Here is an 18,176-nt window from a genome sequence, read left to right on the forward strand (position 1 = left end):
GTCGTCGCTATGCCACACAATCAGGCCATGAAGAAGAAGATCGCCGGGGCGCTGCTATCGGGCGGCCTCGCGATCGCCGGATTGGGATTCGCCGCGGCGACCGCTCACGCGGACAACGGTTTCGGTCCGCACCACTGGTGCCCGGGACAGCGACACGATCCACCGACGGGGCCGGGCGACGTGGTCTGGGACTGGAACGTCTGCCACACCTTTTATTTCACCAACTATGCGATGGGCAACGTCCCGCTCGCCTACAACGGCAAGACGTCCGACGTCTGGGACGGCGACAATCCGCCGCCGGAGGCCATCACCCCTCGGCAGTGCCCGCCGATCGCATTCATGTGCCCGTGAGGCCGAGCTGACCTAGCCCAGGTACTCGGACTCCAGCACCAGGTCGGACACCAGCGACTGGTATTCCACGTGCGCCTTGTGCTCGACGGTGTTCCATTGCTTGCCCTGCTGCTGGCGCATGTACTCGCGGTACTTCGGGGCGCCCGGCACCCGGACGTTGTCGGCGACCACGATCGCGCCCGGGCGCAGCCAGCCGCGCGCCATGATGCTGTGCAGGTCGTTCAGGTAGGCGTCCTTGTCGTGGTCGAGAAACGCGAAGTCGAGGGCGCCGGGCGCGAACCCGTGCTCGTCGGCCAGCGCGTCCAGGGTGCGCCCGCCGTCACCGATGGTGCCGACGACACACGTCACCCGGTCGGCGACGCCGGCGTGGGCCCAGATCCGCCGGGCGTTGGCGGCGTTGGCCTCGGCGAGTTCGACGGAGTACACCGTGGCGTTCGGGGCGGCGCGGGCGATGCGCAACGCGCCGTATCCGACGTAGGTGCCCAACTCCAGCGCCACCGCCGGGCCGGCGCGGCGCACCGCGGCGTCGAGGAATTGCCCCTTCTCGTCGCCGACGTTGATCAGCATCGACTTCTCGTAGGCGAACTTGTCGATGGTGGCCAGCACGTCGTCGATGTCGCCGGACTTGGCGTTCCGCAGGACGTAGTCCACCGCGGCGGCTTCGCGTCCGTCGCCGATCTGACCCGTCGTGGTGATGTTGCGCGCCCCCGTCGCCATCCGCCAGACCGACCATCGCAGCAGAGGGATTCGTCGCTTGAGGTCCATGAAGCACCACGATAGGCGGCATCGAGGGCAACTGCTGGTGCTGGTGGGACGCATGTGACTCGTTGCAGGTTAACGGCAATATTCGCTGGTGAAACGCCCTGCGGGTCGCCCGGCTTCGACGCGTCAACCGGTTAGACTTTCGGTCGATGTTCACCTTCCGCACACCCCCGCCATGACCGAGCAGCCGGACAGCGGCGTCGAGCTCGGTCTGACCGGGCGGCCGCCGCGGGCGATCCCGGAACCGCAGCCGCGCACCTCGCACGGCCCGGCGAAGGTCGTCGCGATGTGCAACCAGAAGGGCGGCGTCGGGAAGACCACGTCGACGATCAACCTGGGCGCCGCGCTCGCCGAATACGGCCGGCGGGTACTGCTGGTGGACATGGACCCGCAGGGTGCGCTGTCCGCCGGGCTCGGCGTCCCGCACTACGAGCTGGAGAAGACCATCCACAACGTGCTGGTCGAGCCGCGCGTGTCGATCGACGACGTGCTGATGCAAACCCGGATCAAGTATTTGGACCTGGTGCCCAGCAACATCGACCTGTCCGCCGCCGAGATCCAGCTGGTCAACGAGGTGGGCCGCGAGCAGACGCTGGGCCGGGCGTTGCATCCGGTGCTGGACCGCTACGACTACGTCCTGATCGATTGCCAGCCGTCGCTGGGGTTGCTCACCGTGAACGGTCTGGCCTGCTCGGACGGCGTGGTGATTCCCACCGAATGCGAGTTCTTCTCGCTGCGCGGCCTGGCCCTGCTGACGGACACCGTCGACAAGGTGCGCGACCGGCTCAACCCCAAGCTGGAAATCAGCGGGATCCTGCTCACCCGGTATGACCCGCGCACCGTGAACTCGCGTGAGGTGATGGCCCGGGTGGTGGAGCGGTTCGGTGATCTGGTGTTCGACACCGTCATCACCCGGACCGTCCGATTCCCGGAGACCAGCGTGGCCGGCGAACCCATCACCACCTGGGCCCCGCGCTCTACGGGTGCCGTCGCCTACCGCGCCTTGGCCCGCGAGTTCATCGACCGATTCGGCGCGTGACGGCCAGCGCGAACGGTGAGGCGCCACCCAAGAACGGTTTTCAAGTCCGCCTGACCAACTTCGAGGGGCCGTTCGATCTGCTGCTGCAGCTGATCTTCGCCCACCGCCTCGACGTCACCGAGGTGGCGCTGCATCAGGTCACCGACGACTTCATCGCCTACACCCGCGCGATCGGCTCCCAGCTCGACCTGGAGGAGACGACCGCGTTCCTGGTGGTCGCGGCGACTCTGCTCGACCTCAAGGCCGCCCGGTTGTTGCCCGCCGGCCAGATCGACGACGAAGAGGACCTGGCGCTGCTGGAGGTGCGCGACCTGCTGTTCGCCCGGCTGCTGCAGTACCGCGCGTTCAAGCACGTCGCGGAGATGTTCGCCGAGCTGGAGGCCACGGCGCTGCGCAGCTACCCGCGCGCGGTGGCGCTGGAGGACCGGTTCACCGAGCTGCTGCCGGAGGTGATGCTTGGCGTCGACGCCGAACGGTTCGCCCACATCGCCGCGATCGCGTTCAGCCCGCGTCCCGCGCCGCCGACGGTGGCGATCGGGCACCTGCACGAGGTGCAGGTATCGGTGCCCGAGCAGGCCAAGAAGTTGCTGGCGATCCTGGAGTCTCGCGGCAGCGGCCACTGGGCGACGTTTTCCGAGCTGGTCGCCGACTGCGAGGCGCCGATGGAGGTCGTCGGGCGCTTCCTGGCGCTGCTCGAGTTGTATCGGAGCCGGGCGGTAGCATTCGACCAGTCGGAGCCCCTTGGCGTGCTCCAGATTTCTTGGACCGGGGAACGTCCGGCCAGCGAAGCCTTGGTAGAAGTGCGGGACGAATAGATGACTGAGTACGAGCCCGACGTCGATCTCGACGCGGGTATCCCGGAGATCGCCGAGGCGGCACCCATGGACGCCGAGGAACTCGGCTCCGTGCTGGAGGCGCTGCTGCTGGTGGTCGACACCCCGGTCACCGCCGAGGCACTGGGCTCGGCCACGCAGCAACCCGTCTACCGCGTCGCCGCCCGGCTGCAGCAGATGGCCGATGAACTCACCGAACGCGGCAGCGGCATCGATTTGCGCCAAACCAGCGAGGGCTGGCGGATGTACACCCGCTCGCGATTCGCGCCATACGTGGAGAAGCTGCTGCTGGATGGCGCGCGGTCCAAGCTGACCCGGGCCGCGCTGGAAACCCTGGCCGTGGTGGCCTACCGGCAGCCGGTGACGCGGGCGCGCGTGAGCGCGGTCCGCGGAGTCAACGTGGATGCCGTCATGCGCACGCTGTTGGCGCGCGGCTTGATCACCGAGGCCGGGGTCGACGACGACACGGGCGCGGTCACGTTCGCGACCACCGACCTGTTCCTGGAGCGGTTGGGGTTGACGTCGCTCGCCGACCTTCCCGACATCGCCCCGCTGCTGCCCGACGTTGACACGATCGAGGATCTGAGCGAATCCCTGGACAGTGAGCCGCGTTTCATCAAGCTGTCGGGCGGTCAGGCGCCCGAGCATGCGCTGACGTTCGACGTGGACCAGGATTGATGGTCGAGACTGAGGGGATCCGCCTGCAAAAGGTGTTGTCCCAAGCCGGAATTGCGTCGCGCCGGGCCGCCGAGAAGTTGATCATCGACGGCCGCGTCGAGGTCGACGGGCAGGTGGTGACCGAGCTGGGCACCCGGGTCGACCCCGACGCCTCGGTGATCCGTGTCGACGGCGCCAGGGTGGTCCTCGACGAGTCGCTGGTGTACCTGGCGCTGAACAAGCCGCGTGGCATGCACTCGACCATGTCGGACGATCGCGGCCGGCCATGCATCGGCGACCTAGTGGAACGCAAGGTGCGCGGCAACAAGAACCTCTTTCACGTCGGGCGGTTGGACGCCGACACCGAGGGCCTGATCCTGCTGACCAACGACGGCGAGCTGGCGCACCGGCTGATGCATCCCTCCCATGAGGTGCCCAAGACCTACCTGGCGACGGTGACCGGGTCGGTGCCGCGCGGGCTGGGCAAAAGACTCAAGTCGGGAATCGAATTGGACGACGGCCCCGCGCGCGTCGACGAATTCGCTGTGGTGGACGCCATTCCGGGCAAGACGCTGGTGCGGGTGGTGTTGCACGAGGGGCGCAATCGCATCGTGCGCCGGCTGTTGGCCGCGGTCGGCTTTCCGGTGGAGGCGCTGGTGCGCACCGACATCGGACCGGTGTCGCTGGGCAAGCAGCGGCCGGGCAGCTTCCGTGCGCTGAACCAGGGCGAGGTCGGCCAGCTCTACAAGGCGGTCGGCCTGTGAGCGCCGTGGTCGTTGCCATCGACGGGCCCGCCGGGACCGGAAAGTCTTCGGTGTCAAGGGGATTAGCGCGCGCCCTGGGCGCACGCTACCTGGACACCGGGGCGATGTACCGGATGGTGACCCTGGCGGTACTGCGCGCCGGCATCGACCCGGCGGACGCCGAAGCCGTCGGGCGCATCGGGGCGACGGCGCAGCTGTCGGTGGACTACCACCCCGAGGGGGACCGATACTTCCTTGCGGGAGAGGATGTTTCGGTCGAGATCCGCGGCGACGAGGTTACCCGCGCGGTGTCGGCGGTGTCGTCGGTACCCACCGTGCGGGCGCACCTCGTCGGGCTGCAGCGCGAAATGGCCGGGGGCCCAGGCAGCGTCGTCGTCGAGGGACGCGACATCGGAACCGTCGTCCTGCCCGACGCCCCCGTGAAGATCTTCCTGACCGCGTCGGCCGAAACCCGCGCGCGGCGCCGCAACGATCAGAACGTCGCGGCCGGGCTCACCGGCGACTACGACGCGGTGCTGGCCGACGTCCGGCGGCGCGATCATCTGGACTCCACCCGAGCGGTGTCGCCGCTGCGCGCCGCGCCCGACGCGGTGGTGGTCGACACCAGCGAGATGACCGAGGCGCAGGTCATCGACCACCTGCTGGAGCTGGTCGAGCAGCGAAGCGGGGCGGTGCGGTGACTTCCGACGGCACCTGGACCGACGAAAGCGATTGGGAATCGGTCGAATCCGGGCTCGAAGAGCTGGCCGAAGCCGGCCCCGCGCCCGTCGTGGCGGTGGTCGGGCGGCCCAACGTCGGCAAGTCCACGTTGGTCAACCGGATCCTGGGCCGGCGCGAGGCGGTGGTGCAGGACATTCCCGGGGTGACCCGCGACCGCGTGTCCTACGACGCGCTCTGGACCGGCCGCCGGTTCGTCGTGCAGGACACCGGCGGGTGGGAGCCCGACGCCAAGGGCCTGCAGCAGTTAGTGGCCGAACAGGCATCGGTGGCCATGCGCACCGCCGATGCGGTGATCCTGGTGGTCGACGCCACGGTCGGCGCCACGGCGGCCGACGAGGCGGCCGCCCGCATCCTGTTGCGCTCGGGCAAGCCAGTCTTCCTGGCGGCCAACAAGGTTGACAGCGAGAAGGGCGAAGCGGACGCGGCGGCGTTGTGGTCGCTCGGCCTCGGGGAGCCGCACGCCGTCAGCGCGATCCACGGTCGCGGCGTCGCCGACCTGCTCGACCAGGTGCTGGCCGCGCTGCCAGAGGTGTCCGAGGCGGCGCCCGCACCGGGCGGCCCCCGGCGGGTCGCGCTGGTCGGCAAGCCCAATGTGGGGAAGAGCTCGCTGCTGAACAAGCTGGCCGGGGACGAGCGTTCGGTGGTGCACGACGTCGCCGGGACGACCGTGGACCCGGTGGACTCGCTGATCGAATTGGGCGGCAAGGTATGGCGATTCGTCGACACCGCGGGTCTGCGACGCAAAGTCGGCCAGGCCAGCGGGCACGAGTTCTACGCCTCGGTGCGCACCCACTCGGCGATCGACTCCGCCGAGGTGGTGGTCGTGCTGATCGACGCCTCGCAGCCGCTGACCGAACAGGACCAGCGGGTGCTGTCCATGGTCATCGAGGCCGGCCGGGCGCTGGTGCTGGCTTTCAACAAGTGGGACCTGGTGGACGAGGACCGGCGCGAACTACTGGAGCGCGAGATCGACCGCGAGCTGCTGCAGCTGCGGTGGGCGCAGCGCGTGAACATCTCCGCCAGGACGGGCCGCGCGGTGCAGAAGCTGGTGCCCGCGATGGAGACGGCATTGGCGTCGTGGGATATGCGCATTCCCACGGGCCCGTTGAATGCGTGGCTCAAAGAGGTGGTGGCGGCGACCCCGCCTCCCGTGCGCGGAGGCAAGCAGCCGCGCATCCTGTTCGCCACCCAGGCCACCGCCCGTCCACCGACGTTTGTGCTGTTCACCACGGGGTTCTTGGAGGCCGGCTACCGGCGCTTCCTGGAGCGGCGGCTGCGCGAGGCCTTCGGTTTCGAGGGCAGCCCGATCCGGATCAACGTGCGGGTGCGCGAAAAGCGGGGCACCAAGCGGCGCTGAGCTCTGGCTCTGTGGTCTCCGTTCGGAGCCAGTCGGCGGCTTTCAAGCTTGATATCACCAGCCGGGAATCGCGTTTGCGATTCGCCTCATGGTCGCCGAGCCGTACTGTGCGCACGGCCGCGCAGCGGTTCTACGGCCGCGAGGCCGAACTCGCCGGGGCGCTACTGAACTGGGTCGACGAGGTTGCCGCCCGGTTGGGGAAGGTCGATTAGGGGAGTGGCGGGTCGTCTACGGTAGGCTTTCGACCTGCTGCCGCCGATGCGGGCGGCATCCGGGCTGTGGCGCAGTTTGGTAGCGCACTTGACTGGGGGTCAAGTGGTCGCAGGTTCAAATCCTGTCAGCCCGACCATGTAATGTCGCAAGACATCGGATAGCCGCGGACCTACTTTAGGTCTGCGGTTTTTGCGTTTGGGGCCTTTGGGGGTACCGATGCCGATGTGGTGCAGGTAACGCGCGCGCCGTAAACATGGCCAGATCAGCCCAGCCGCTGCTTCCGGGGGCATCGCTCGTTGCAGAGGGTCCCAGGAGCCGTAAGCCGGAGAGGACCTTGGTCCCTAGTTCTCAAGGTCTAAGCGGGAAGAAGATATTACGCAGGGACGACGCCTAGATCCGGCGAAGGGGGGATCGTATATATAAGCGGTCGGCATGCAAATGTCAGAGATGGGGCCATTTGCCTGAACTCCTCGCCACCTCGCCATCCAGCGTGAGAAGTGATCCATATGAACGGAATAGGTGACGATAGTCCTGAGACCAGGAGCGAAGAGGGAAGGGGTCTACCATAAAGCTGTGGCAGACAATGCACGAACTGCCTCAAATGCGATGTGGCATATAGGAGAGAAACTGATGCCTGATCAACCGGAATTCAAGAAGCAACCTGCTGCTGAGAGAATCACCGACGAAGCGTTCCGCTCAGCTGGAAAAGGACGAAGTAAAAGTAGGACAGTTGGAATTGGACACCGAACAGGGTACTGAACCTGCAGTGCGCGGTGATGGTGAGGTGCGTAGTAAGACAGTAAATGGAATTTGTTACTGCCAAATCTCCTGCGGCGGCCACTGGGCCTATATCAGAAACATGACAACCAATGAGATCCAGAAATGTGGAGACAGCGAACTCCGCGTTAACTGCGGAGGGACGACGTGGCTGGTTAGCTGGCTGGTTAGCTGCCGGGCCTAAAGTCCTTCGGACGCCCGAATACGGCCTAGCACATGCCGTTCCCCCCCCCCAGTGTGCGGGCCGAAGGCTCGAGTCCGTAGCTCAACAGACAGAAAGGTGACCACCCCGGAAGGGGATCACGGCACCTGCAGATCAAGCATTGATCGTCGACACGTGCAGCTGTAGCGACCACTCTTCGGCGTCTCCGCCTTGGTACACGGCCGGGATGCGAGAGCTAGATACTCTCAATAAGGCGGCATGTATCTCTTCGAAAAAGGAAGCCAGGGCGATGCCGGTGTAACCGGCGAAAGGAATTGATTGTCATGGGTGCTCGTCGCGGTTGCTGCATCGTTCCAACGGATGTTCTACGCAAGCTCGCCGAGGATGAATCGATGCCCGCAGAGTCACGGCAGGCCTTTCGCAAGAGTGTCGCACTTGAGCCAGCGTGGCGCACGCTGCGGATCGCGCATACCGAGGCGCTACAGGCCAGTCTCCTTGCCAGAGGGATCACCAGCCCTCGCCTGGCAGGTGTGCTCGCGCCTGCCCCCGAGGTCACGGTTTACGACTGCAAGCGCACTCCTTCGCTGCCCGGCACGCGAATCCCAAAACCCGGGAGCTCCACTGATATCACGGCGAAACGCGCATTCGACGAAACAACCGCTGTCGCCCGTTTCTACCAGCAGTGTTTTGGACGCAACTCGATTGACGATGCCGGGATGACGCTGATGTCTTCGATCCACTACGACGAACGCTATGCAAACGCTTTCTGGAATGGCGCTCAGATGGTCTATGGGGACGGGGACGGCGAAATATTTATCGACTTCACGACGTCGAATGACGTTATCGCCCATGAACTGACACACGGCGTCACCGAACACACCGCGGGTCTCATTTACGAGCAAGAGCCCGGTGCACTCAATGAGAGCATCTCCGATGTGTTCGGTTCGATGTTTCGCCAGTGGCGAAAGAAGCAGACCGTCGCACAGGCGGACTGGCTTATCGGCGCAGACATCCTTGGTCCTGCGGCAATTGCGAAGGGCTACACGTGCCTGCGTGACATGGCACAACCTGGCGCCAAACACTGCCTGTCACCGCAGCCATCGCATTATCGCGACTACATTCGCGGAGGCGATGTGCACGAGAACAGCGGCATCCCGAATCACGCCTTCTACCTCGCGGCGATGGCTATTGGTGGACGCTCCTGGGAGAAGGCCGGGAAGGTTTGGTACGGCGCCCTGACCAGCGCGAAGGCCCGCCCGGGGACGAAATTCAAGGCGTTCGCTGACCTTACGCGCTCGGCCGCCAAATCGCTGTTCCCTACCGAGAGCGCCGTATATCGTGGGGTGGATGATGGGTGGACCCAGGTCGGCATTTCATAGCTCCGACGTTTCATGTTGAGTCCCCTGCTGAACGAAAACGATCGAGGCGCAGCAATGGGAGATCGCTACGTTATTGAGCGACGTGGTGGCTTCGCCGGTCTGAAAGCCAGCGGCGCAGTCGATAGTGACGCACTTGATCCTCAGGATCGCGCAACACTAGACGAGCTTCTCGCTAGCAAAGAGCCGCTCGCCAGGGACCGCGGCGCAGACCGCTACACGTATGTCGTCACACGGCAGAGCGCGGACGGCGTTAGCACGACTTGCCAGGTTCCAGAAAGCATGATGCCCCCCGCGGTGGCAAGCATCGTGACGGAACAGATCTGACCATCGACCCACGCGGGAAGGAAGACCCGTAATGGATGAGAGTAGTAAGAATCCACCTCGACAATGCCCTAGCTGCGGCGTTCAGGCCAGAAAGCTTTTCATATGCAGATTTTACACCGATGCACCTTGTGATTACGGGCTGGACCCCGGTTGCTTAAGTGGGGAATTCTACGAGTGGCTTGATGACGATGGCATCTACCACGTCGCGTGTAAGCACGGGCATCAGAACGTGAAACGGGTTTATTAAAATCCGCAAGAGTTCATTAAACGCCCATATGAGTCTGCAGTTCACGTGGCTTCTCGGCTTAAGATTTCCAGGCCCCAAGAATGCGAGCGGAAGAGCCAATTAATGAATATCGATTCGAGAATTGAATGTCCCACGCGCCAAATGCCTGCTGGGCAGCTTTGGAAGTGTAAGAATAAGAAATGTTCTCACTTCAAAACCTATGGCTGCCTAGCGGAATTCGTCAGTATGTACGGCGGAGGAATGGTATGCAGGGACTGTGATACCGGACGCGCAAAGAAGGCGCAAAGAAGGTTGGCCAGAAGTCTAGGTCCGCGCAATGTGAGGACTGCGTGGGAAGTGGCCGGATTCCATTTGACTAGTTACCGATCCATCGGCGTAACACGCGGGCGAAACGATCCCACCTTCTACGTTCGCAACCAGCATTTTCAGCCCGTCGAGCGAAGGCCGTCGGGGCTAAGGTCGTTGGTAGACGCGATTTCTCGCAGCGTGTCGGTGGTGCCGGTTTCGGAGTGGCTGACGGATTCAAATCCTGTCAGCCCGACATATTGGAGTTGCGGCGCGTCAGGGTGCGGCCGCGGAAAAAGCCTGGCGCTATCACCCCTCCAGATCACCATCAGGACCGATCCGAGCAGTAGCACGCCGATAACGACCGGCGCGACGGTCATTTCTTTTCTCCGCACCGCCTTGGCGGCCCACAAGAAGCGGAGTCACGCTCAGGTTGTCCCTGCCAGGGTTCATGCGGCGGTGTGGTTGCATGCCACCGCGACCCATTTCGCGTCGGACGCTTGTTCTGATCACGGCAGCTCTCCTGGGTCGGGCCCTACTCACCGATTCACAATTTCCCTAGTCGAGTGGCAGGCCTAGTTTCCTCCTAGGGCGCGCACTTCTTGCAGGCATCGCGCTGGATCGGGCTCGCGCAGTCCCCGCAGTAGTAGAGGCCGCAGATATGGCACTCCGTCACAGATTTCTTCTTCCCACATATGTGACACTTCGCCTTCACCTTCGTGTCCGCATCATGGTCAGCAAGCTCGCTCATATTCATCCTTCCTCCCAACTGGGTTGGCGACCGCTGAGCTCAGGCTATATAAGTCACACCACCGAATTGACTCAGATCTAGCTCTCGCATGCCCTTCCAATACCAGCCTGGGATCTGAGAGGGCGAGTCAATGCACCTGCACTGCTCAAACACGTCGTGCGTGATGTGGGCAGGATAAGGGCCCGCCCAGACCCCTTGATCCGCTCCTTCTGCTTCTGCATAGTGGTAGAACCACCGATTATCAGACGGATTGGGGCGTGTCTGAGTCTGCCCGACATCGAGGGCAATCCACCCTAGGGCATACCACGGATCGTTACAGGGATCGCCGCCGCAACCCGCTTCAAATCGCATATATGCGACGTAGAGCCGGCACGAATAAGAGTTCGTGAATCTGACATACGCGCAACGGTTTTCCACCGATGTTCGGCGCATGCTTCCGCCCGGTGTTTCGTTGCGGTTAAGCTCCGCAAGCGGAGTCGGATCCAGTTCTCCTGCGGCGCTCGGTTGGACGCGGTACTCGCTCCGCGCAACCATAGGCTGTTCAGCAGCCTGTTCGACACCCGGTTTCGATTCCTGCAGCCTGTGTTCGGCCGGTGCCAATGATTCCTGCAACCTGGGTTCAGCACCGAATGAGGTGTTCCATTCATCGCCGGGGTGGTCTGGTGAGCTCATTTGTTCGCTCCTCCATATTGGTTCAATTGGTTTGCTTCTTTAGGCGCTGCGCCTGGCACAGGAAGCGCGCAAAGTCGCTTGCCATACCAAGGGCCGCAGTTACGGGGCGATAATTCGAACGCTGGAAGCAGTCGGAAGCCGTCAGCAGCACACCTATATGTTGCAAACTCCTCTCGCGCGCTGGATGTGGCGTCGAAGTTTCACATACTCAGCCGTAGCTTTCGCACCGCCAAGCCATACACATCCTGGAGCGTAGCTTCGGAGCAGAATCAATTCAGCCGAATGCAGGGATCGTAGAAGACGCCGGCACGGCTCAACGAGCTTGCTCTCCCATCACTGAAGCTTCTCCGGCTAGCTCCCACCACCAAGCGTTGGCCGGTCCCTCTTTTTTCTCCAGCCCACTACGGCACCCGCGCTCCCAAGAATAGGCGGACTGGCCGCCACCCATCCCCCCTCGGCTTCAGAGTCGTCAGCAGGGTGCTCATGGCACGCGGGCGGAGGGTCCGACCGCCTCAACCCACGCCCCCACCGAACGACGCAGGCCGAGTAACCTTTTCGGCCCTCATGCCAGCTCGCTCAAAAGGCGCTGCGCGCCCGCCGAGCGCGGGCCGAAAACCCTGCGTGTTTGGAGAGGACTCTTCGGGTTGACCGTGAGCTGCGCGCGGTGGCGATGTCGATGGATGTCGCGGCGCAGTCCGGTGTTGCGGTCCATGACGTTCGTCGCACTACGCCTGAGCTTCGCCAAAATCGCGACCGCCTTGGCTGCCTGATGTCGAGTCGTTGAATCCGCTGAGCCAAGAACTCCACCTCCCCGGGCCGCACATCACTCCGCGAGCGGGTCAACCAGGTGCCCATCCAGCAGCTCGTGCGCACGTTCGCGTACCGCGCCAGTGCCCATAGATGGGTCCGCGTTGCGAATCGTGGCAAGCAACGTGCCTTTGGCCGTCGTCTCGGGCGGCGATTATCTGCCCGGACCGCTAGTCGATGGGGATGGGGCCGGGGGCATCGGCGGTCGACGAGACTCAGCAAACGACGTCGGATTGAGGTGAAGTGACCGCAGGTTCAAATCCTGTCAGCCCGACGCAGGTCAGACGGTGTATTAAGTCTCAACCGTCATTCGCCAGATAGGCTTTGACCCCAATTGTTACCCCAATTGAACTGGTGGGATGGGGCCGTGGGCAAACGCAGGGAAACTTCGAGGGTCTGTCCGGGAGCGACCTGATGGTCGTCACAGGCCCGACTTAACTACATGGACCCAGACACCGGGCGCCGAACGTCGTTCCGCGCCCAGAAAGGTTGGGAAAGTTCGTGGTTGCCGCTGCTGGCTCGTAGACGTGCGGGTGAGCGCAGCCGACCGTCTTCGCGGTGAGCGTCGCCCACACACAGCCCGCCGCCGTCCCGCTTAATTCCTTTCACGAGCGGCGGCGGGCAAACAAGCACCCACCGGAAAACGAGTCTTAAGTCACCCCAATAAGTTGCTTTTGCCGCTCACATGGCAACAGCGGATCGTGAAGCAATTATCTCTGTGAAAGGTATTGCCGTCATTGCCGCAATCGCCACGCTGTGGCCAGTGGATGGGGAAGAAACAATGGGTGTGACTCCGACCCGGAACTTCGGGATCACAGGACTGGCGGCGACGCTCGTGATGCCGGGCGGTGCACTGAGCGGCATCGCCCACGCGGACCCTCCTGGCGACCTGACGGTGCCCCGCGAGAGATAACGCGATGAGGATCGCAAGAGGCCAACTTTCGACGAGAACTACTCAACACCTGCAACTGTTGTCTTCAACTCTGACGGGACAGTAGCGATGAGTTTCGTTGTGGGACAGAGGGAATCGATTTTTAGTTGTGACGCGCCAACTTCAGGGACGACACCTGAAGGGAAATCGCGGGCACTTGGTCGGCAACAGGATAAGCACCCAGGGGGCGTCTGCGTGGCTTGTTCTGGTGGGTATTACTTGCGCGCACTCGTACATCGGACTGTTTCAGTCGCGGCGGCGGTGACTCTCGGGCTGGTGGCTGCGCCTCAACCACGGGCGCGCCAATCGCCGAGACGGGAACGACAGTCAACGACCGACGCGGGAGTCCCATTCCGCCCGCGCCCACCTCCCCCGAGGCCGACAGGGCGTTCTTGCCGCAACGCTTCACAGTCACCTACCGTCCCGGAGAGCCGGTGGCCTATGAATGCCGCATCGCCGGGGATACGGTCAACTGCACGGCCCCTGGCGATCCGCTCGCCGAGAACATCATCTCGTGGACGACGGGGATCACCGGCGCACTATCCGGACCGACGATGACGGGAACGGTGACAATCGACTACCAGGCTCGTCACCCGGGAAATCCCGAGTGCATCGCCCATCAACACTCCTCGGGGCCAGTCACCTATATCTTCCGCCCGGACGGGACCGTGGCGATTCGTGAGGACCGAACCAGTGGCAGACGACCTACAGCGGCAGTTGTCCAGGCAATCCGAGCGGATATTCCGAGACGGTCCCGGTATGGGAAGGAACCGGCACTTGGTCGAAGGTGGGCTAGGTGCAGTTGCGGACAGCCGATTCACCTGAAGCCATTGCAGTCAACCCGACCCTCGCCGAACATCGAAGAACCATAACCGCATATCCGTGCCGAACGTTCACCGGCTTGGTTGCCGCGGCGGCCTCGCGGGCTGCGACACGAGGAACCAAACCACAACTGGTACGCCGGTCCACCAGGGGATTGATACGACGGCTCCACCCGCCAGCAATTCCACTGAGGCCAACTCTCGCCACTAGGGCTCCTGCCGCGGTAGCCGAATACCTTCCCACCACGACCGCCACGCTTGCTCGGGGCCGCTACAAGGAAACCGGCCCGAGGTCCATCAAGCGGGAAAGCCGCGTCTGTGCCGCTGGTCAGATGTGCTGGAGTGGTTGAATCGGAACACAATTCAGCGCACCGATGATCCGAGACAGCGATGGGTGAGCGCCAGCAAACATAACTTCGGCTGCAGCCTGACCCCAATTCTGACCCCAATTGCGTCCCGTGCAGCTAGATGCACCGGGGCGCACCTAGGTGTTTGAAGTGCACTGATGCACTTCTCTACACGCGACGACACGCCGAAATGAAGTCTGGGGGTCAAGTGGTCGCAGGTTCAAATCCTGTCAGCCGGACACAGGTCGGAAGGCATTTTGGTCCCGGGTCCCCAGAGTGGCTGTGCCTGCTACCCATGACGCAATTAAGCGCAGCCACTTGGGCTGACCGGGCTTACGACGGTGGGGGTGGCACTACCGGCTCGCAGGCATTGGGACCCGGGTTCCACCAGTTGCCAGGGCCGCAATCCGGCGGTGGCGGTGGTGTTACGGGTTGGCAGGCGTTGGCTCCTGGGTTCCACCAGTTGCCGGGGCCGCAGTCCGGCGGTGGTGGCGGTGTTACGGGTTGGCAGGCATTGGCCCCTGGATTCCACCAATTCCCAGGACCACAATCCGGGGGCTGAGCCGAGCTCACCCCCGGAGACACCGCTGCCATGTAGGTCATGGGCGCTAACGCCACCGCGACGGCGCCCGCCACCCGGCGAACACGAATTCTCATCGAAGGCCCTCCCATCAACGAATGTGAGACCTCAAGCATTGACCTTGACCCGGAGTTTTAAACTGCCCGGCTCGATTCCGCGCCGCCCGCGCGGATCGGGGGCAAAGCTCAGCAAACGACCATCCGGGACGGTTCCGGCATTCGCTATCGCCGCGTGTCCATTCTGGAGCTCTCCCTGAGAAGTGCTCAAACGGGCGACGGCCACTGACTCGGGGGCCCCATGTGACGAATTCTTACCGGTGAAAGTGACGCGCGTCATAGCCTGACCAGCGTCAATTAGGGCATCCTTACCCTTCGTTTGTGTATCTAACGGCTGGGAGTGCGATGGCCAACCTCGACTTTGCCTATGACCTGACCCTCGACGAGGCGCGTCGACGCAGCGCGGTGCTCGAAGCGATCGGGGAGGACTGGGATCCTGTCGCCGTGCTCGCCGAGGAACAGCAGGCCTACGACATGCTGTACTCGAACCTGGACGCGGAGCAGCAGCGGGTCTACGACGAGTTGGTCCGCGCCGGCGTCTTGCCTTCACGGACGGCTGATCGTGTTACCGATTGATCCGACCGCCGACCGTAGCCGCCGCGCATGGCTGCCTTGCCCGCGCTGCGATCACCGCGCCAACTGTGGTGATTGCCGGGACCGGCGAAACTGCGATACGCATTGGCAGTACCTGCTGAGCAACAGGGGGACGCTGGTACACCTGCAGTGCTCGGATTGCGGTCATCTCTGGTCGGCCGACACGCATAACCGCACGCGCCGGCGCACCGCCTGACCCCGCGGAGATCACAGCCCGAGCCAAGCGATGCGCTCACGCCGAGGGGATGATGACCCCATGGACGCTGAACTGCAACGCTGGCTGGCGGCCGGGGAGTACTTCGACTACCTCGGCTTCGACATTTTCTACCGCGTAGAGGGCAGCGGGCCTCCGCTGCTGCTGATCCACGGTTATCCGTTCAATTCCTTTGACTGGGCGCGGATCTGGCCGGCGCTGTCGCAACGGTTCACCGTCATCGCACCGGACATGATCGGCATGGGGTTCTCCGAAAAACCGGTGGCCTACGAGTACTCGGTGGGAGACCACGCCGACATGCACGAAGCTTTGCTGGCCCACCTGAACATCCGCAACGTGCACATCCTGGCCCACGACATCGGCGATTCGGTGGGCCAGGAGATGTTGGCTCGTCACGAGTTCGGTCAGCAAGCCTATGGCGCGCTGCGCATCGACTCGATCACCTGGCTCAACGGCGGAATGTTCATCGAGGCATACAAGCCCAGAACGGCGCAGAAGCTGATGTCTGGCACGCCGTTGGGTGACGTATTCAGTCACGTACAGGGCAGTCCGGTGTCCCGCCGGCTGCTGGAGCCCACGCTGCGCGAGATGTTCGGCCCGAACACCAAGCCGACCCGGCACATGATGGACGTGTTCAACCAGATCCTGGACTACAACGATGGCCGCCGGGTGCTGCACAAAGTCGGCCGTTTCATCAACGATCGCTACACGCACCGAAACCGATGGGTGCGTGCCATGCGGCAGACCGCGGTCCCCATGCGATTGATCGATGGGCCGGTCGACCCCAACTCGGGTGCCCACATGGCGCGCCGCTATGCCGAGGTGATACCCGAAGCGAATGTGGTGATGCTCGCCGACGACATCGGACACTGGCCACAACTCGAGGCACCCGATGCGGTGTTGACGCACTTCCTCGCCCACATCGACCGCGTCGCCGCGGGCTGAACTGCTCGTCGTCCGGAAAGCGGCGGGCTAGCCGTGATGCGGCGGTCGCTCGTCGCGGAGCCGGCCTTCGTCCGACGCGGCGCGCATCTGCTCCTCGTCGCCGTACCGCTCCAAATCCTCCGGCGTGGTGCGCACCCGCGGGGGCTTCGGATCGGCCGGTGGTCGGTTTGGGGGTTCGGTGGGCACGAGGCGATTATCCGCCCACCGGTCTACGGCTGAAAGGCAGGAAGAATAGTGCCGGAATCGCGTATCTCCCGGATGCTGGCTTTGGTGATGCCGTCGAAGTTGATCTTGCTCAACGTTGCTCGCGAATACGTGAGGTCGATGGCGACCTGGGTCGAGGTGTTGCCGTACGGGTCGGTCATCGGGAAGGTGCCTTGCACGTTCACCGCGGAAGCGTCGGGATACGTCGCTCGCGCGTATTTGAGGATGTCGATGGTGTCCGTGCGCGCACCGTCTTTGATCATCTGCTCGGTGTAGTTGTCACGAATGGCGAATCGGGCGTCGACCACGTCGCCGCCTTGGCCCGGAGCGGTCGTGAAGGTGACGCCGTCCGGCTTCTTGGGGCCGGCCGGCGTCGACGGCGCCGCCTCGGTCGGCGGTCCCGCTGTGGCCGAACTGCTCGGGGGTGATTGGGCGTCCCTCTTCGGGTCGAAAACCCAGGTCTTGCCGACGACGATGAGGAGGGCGAGGAAGCCCAGCGCCGCCAGCGCCAGGGCCGCCTTCCCGGGAGTGTCTTTCTTCGGCGATTCTGTGGCGAACGCCCACTCGCTGGTCCAACTGGTGCCGTCGAAATAACGTTGCAGCCCGTGGCCTACCCCTGCGGGATCGGGGTACCAGCCCGGCGCCGATTTGGGCGGGGGCGGCGCCTGTTCGAATGGCATCTATCCATTTTCGTCGTGAGTGAGGCTTCTCGGCTACCCGCCGAATCTGCCGCTCGAAACGGATCCCGTTCGGTGAGCTCGCCCCTCAGTCCTCACGGTCCGGCTCGGTGAGCTCCGGCGCGTTCTCACGCGTCGCCATTCCACCCTCGCCCCCGTGATCCGCGGGACCGGGGCGGCCACCCTTGGGCTCGTCGTCGTCCTTCATCGAATGCCTGCCCATGCAACCTCCTTCGTCGACCGAAGGACTACCCGCCGCGGCACGATCTGAAGACCCGAAGCCAGATATGAACTCGAGATGGCCCAGGCGTGACAGTTCGGCGAGACGTCCGACATTCGACGCGCCGGTGTGGCCGGTCCAGGTTATGAATCTAGGAGTGAGCAACCATGTGAACCTGACCCAGCAGGAAAGCTCGTTGATCGGCGAGAGTCATCCCGAGGCTCTCAATCGCATGGACGAGAAGTCGCTGAAGGATTTGCAGAGCCGGCTCAGGCAAGCGCGCGACAAGAACTTCAGCCTTCTGCGGCGTCGGGGTGCGGCTCGGGTGGAGGCCGAAGGCGCCCGCGGCTCCGCCCAGCCCGCCAACGAAAAGCGCGGCGAGAAGGTGGAGATCTTCGACCAGGCACTGGCTCGGGTGGGCGAGCGCCTTGGCGCCATCGGTGAGCCCGAGTAGCACTGAGGTGTCCCGCCCGGGGCCTACCGGGT

At 63.8% G+C, this 18,176-nt stretch carries 19 protein-coding genes, 1 tRNA gene and 1 pseudogene; 15 read left to right on the forward strand and 6 right to left on the reverse strand.

The window, feature by feature from the left end:
* Positions 1 to 27 precede the first annotated feature (27 nt).
* On the forward strand, positions 28 to 351 hold the full coding sequence (locus A5758_RS14325; RefSeq protein WP_156622640.1) for a hypothetical protein: 324 nt from the start codon (positions 28 to 30) through the stop codon (positions 349 to 351).
* Between the two features lie 12 nt (positions 352 to 363).
* Here the strand turns inward: A5758_RS14325 and A5758_RS14330 are convergent, their stop codons facing one another.
* Positions 364 to 1,116, reverse strand: a complete 753-nt coding sequence (locus A5758_RS14330) for an O-methyltransferase (protein WP_067740910.1) — start codon at positions 1,114 to 1,116, stop codon at positions 364 to 366.
* A gap of 172 nt (positions 1,117 to 1,288) precedes the next feature.
* Here A5758_RS14330 and A5758_RS14335 point away from each other — a divergent pair, with 172 nt between their 5' ends.
* From A5758_RS14335 to A5758_RS26550, 10 genes and pseudogenes are all read left to right on the forward strand, one after another.
* On the forward strand, positions 1,289 to 2,152 hold the full coding sequence (locus A5758_RS14335; protein ID WP_067206001.1) for a ParA family protein: 864 nt from the start codon (positions 1,289 to 1,291) through the stop codon (positions 2,150 to 2,152).
* A complete protein-coding gene (locus A5758_RS14340) occupies positions 2,149 to 2,967 on the forward strand; it encodes a segregation/condensation protein A (protein ID WP_067740913.1) in 819 nt (272 codons plus the stop codon). The genes A5758_RS14335 and A5758_RS14340 overlap by 4 nt, the downstream gene beginning before the upstream one ends.
* Positions 2,968 to 3,663, forward strand: coding sequence for an SMC-Scp complex subunit ScpB (gene scpB / locus A5758_RS14345; protein WP_067740922.1), 696 nt, complete (start codon positions 2,968 to 2,970; stop codon positions 3,661 to 3,663).
* On the forward strand, positions 3,663 to 4,406 hold the full coding sequence (locus A5758_RS14350) for a pseudouridine synthase (RefSeq protein WP_067740924.1): 744 nt from the start codon (positions 3,663 to 3,665) through the stop codon (positions 4,404 to 4,406). Before scpB ends, A5758_RS14350 begins: the two co-directional genes overlap by 1 nt.
* Positions 4,403 to 5,086 carry a (d)CMP kinase gene (gene cmk / locus A5758_RS14355; RefSeq protein WP_067740926.1) on the forward strand — a complete coding sequence of 228 codons (684 nt, stop codon included), beginning with the start codon at positions 4,403 to 4,405 and terminating at the stop codon, positions 5,084 to 5,086. Before A5758_RS14350 ends, cmk begins: the two co-directional genes overlap by 4 nt.
* Positions 5,083 to 6,483 carry a ribosome biogenesis GTPase Der gene (gene der / locus A5758_RS14360; protein WP_067740928.1) on the forward strand — a complete coding sequence of 467 codons (1,401 nt, stop codon included), beginning with the start codon at positions 5,083 to 5,085 and terminating at the stop codon, positions 6,481 to 6,483. Before cmk ends, der begins: the two co-directional genes overlap by 4 nt.
* A 104-nt stretch (positions 6,484 to 6,587) precedes the next feature.
* Positions 6,588 to 6,695 (forward strand): annotated as a pseudogene (locus tag A5758_RS26285) (hypothetical protein); the annotation flags it as partial.
* 60 nt (positions 6,696 to 6,755) lie between these two features.
* Positions 6,756 to 6,832 (forward strand) — tRNA-Pro (locus A5758_RS14365).
* Between the two features lie 1,127 nt (positions 6,833 to 7,959).
* Positions 7,960 to 9,015, forward strand: coding sequence for a M4 family metallopeptidase (locus tag A5758_RS14370; protein WP_067740930.1), 1,056 nt, complete (start codon positions 7,960 to 7,962; stop codon positions 9,013 to 9,015).
* 54 nt (positions 9,016 to 9,069) lie between these two features.
* On the forward strand, positions 9,070 to 9,339 hold the full coding sequence (locus tag A5758_RS26550) for a protealysin inhibitor emfourin (RefSeq protein WP_067740933.1): 270 nt from the start codon (positions 9,070 to 9,072) through the stop codon (positions 9,337 to 9,339).
* Positions 9,340 to 10,011: 672 nt separating this feature from the next.
* On the opposite strand, the gene A5758_RS14380 is transcribed toward A5758_RS26550, so the two are convergent.
* Together A5758_RS14380 and A5758_RS25795 are read right to left on the reverse strand one after the other, a co-directional pair.
* A complete protein-coding gene (locus tag A5758_RS14380) occupies positions 10,012 to 10,251 on the reverse strand; it encodes a hypothetical protein (RefSeq protein ID WP_067740936.1) in 240 nt (79 codons plus the stop codon).
* 410 nt (positions 10,252 to 10,661) lie between these two features.
* Positions 10,662 to 11,294, reverse strand: coding sequence for a hypothetical protein (locus tag A5758_RS25795; RefSeq protein WP_156622641.1), 633 nt, complete (start codon positions 11,292 to 11,294; stop codon positions 10,662 to 10,664).
* 1,492 nt (positions 11,295 to 12,786) lie between these two features.
* Here A5758_RS25795 and A5758_RS26060 point away from each other — a divergent pair.
* The 3 genes from A5758_RS26060 to A5758_RS14390 all read left to right on the forward strand — a co-directional run bounded on the left by A5758_RS26060 (position 12,787) and on the right by A5758_RS14390 (position 16,589).
* Positions 12,787 to 13,014, forward strand: coding sequence for a hypothetical protein (locus tag A5758_RS26060; protein ID WP_197503945.1), 228 nt, complete (start codon positions 12,787 to 12,789; stop codon positions 13,012 to 13,014).
* Positions 13,015 to 15,181: 2,167 nt separating this feature from the next.
* Complete coding sequence (locus tag A5758_RS14385; protein ID WP_067206018.1) at positions 15,182 to 15,412, forward strand: DUF6400 family protein; 231 nt, start codon at positions 15,182 to 15,184, stop codon at positions 15,410 to 15,412.
* 274 nt (positions 15,413 to 15,686) lie between these two features.
* On the forward strand, positions 15,687 to 16,589 hold the full coding sequence (locus A5758_RS14390) for an alpha/beta fold hydrolase (protein WP_067740940.1): 903 nt from the start codon (positions 15,687 to 15,689) through the stop codon (positions 16,587 to 16,589).
* 27 nt (positions 16,590 to 16,616) lie between these two features.
* Here the strand turns inward: A5758_RS14390 and A5758_RS26065 are convergent, their stop codons facing one another.
* From A5758_RS26065 to A5758_RS26390, 3 genes are all read right to left on the reverse strand, one after another.
* Entirely contained in the window at positions 16,617 to 16,775 is a 159-nt protein-coding gene (locus A5758_RS26065; RefSeq protein ID WP_197503946.1) for a hypothetical protein, read from the reverse strand.
* A gap of 23 nt (positions 16,776 to 16,798) precedes the next feature.
* A complete protein-coding gene (locus A5758_RS14395; RefSeq protein ID WP_067740943.1) occupies positions 16,799 to 17,473 on the reverse strand; it encodes a DUF2510 domain-containing protein in 675 nt (224 codons plus the stop codon).
* 85 nt (positions 17,474 to 17,558) lie between these two features.
* The gene (locus A5758_RS26390; RefSeq protein WP_255360818.1) at positions 17,559 to 17,693 is read right to left on the reverse strand and encodes a hypothetical protein; all 135 of its coding nucleotides are present in this window, start codon (positions 17,691 to 17,693) and stop codon (positions 17,559 to 17,561) included.
* Positions 17,694 to 17,859: 166 nt separating this feature from the next.
* On the opposite strand from A5758_RS26390, the gene A5758_RS14400 reads away from it, so the two are divergent.
* Positions 17,860 to 18,144 carry a hypothetical protein gene (locus tag A5758_RS14400; RefSeq protein WP_231987318.1) on the forward strand — a complete coding sequence of 95 codons (285 nt, stop codon included), beginning with the start codon at positions 17,860 to 17,862 and terminating at the stop codon, positions 18,142 to 18,144.
* The last annotated feature ends 32 nt before the right edge of the window (positions 18,145 to 18,176 follow it).

The organism is Mycobacterium sp. 852014-50255_SCH5639931 (assembly GCF_001665605.1).
Classification (GTDB): domain Bacteria; phylum Actinomycetota; class Actinomycetes; order Mycobacteriales; family Mycobacteriaceae; genus Mycobacterium; species Mycobacterium paraffinicum.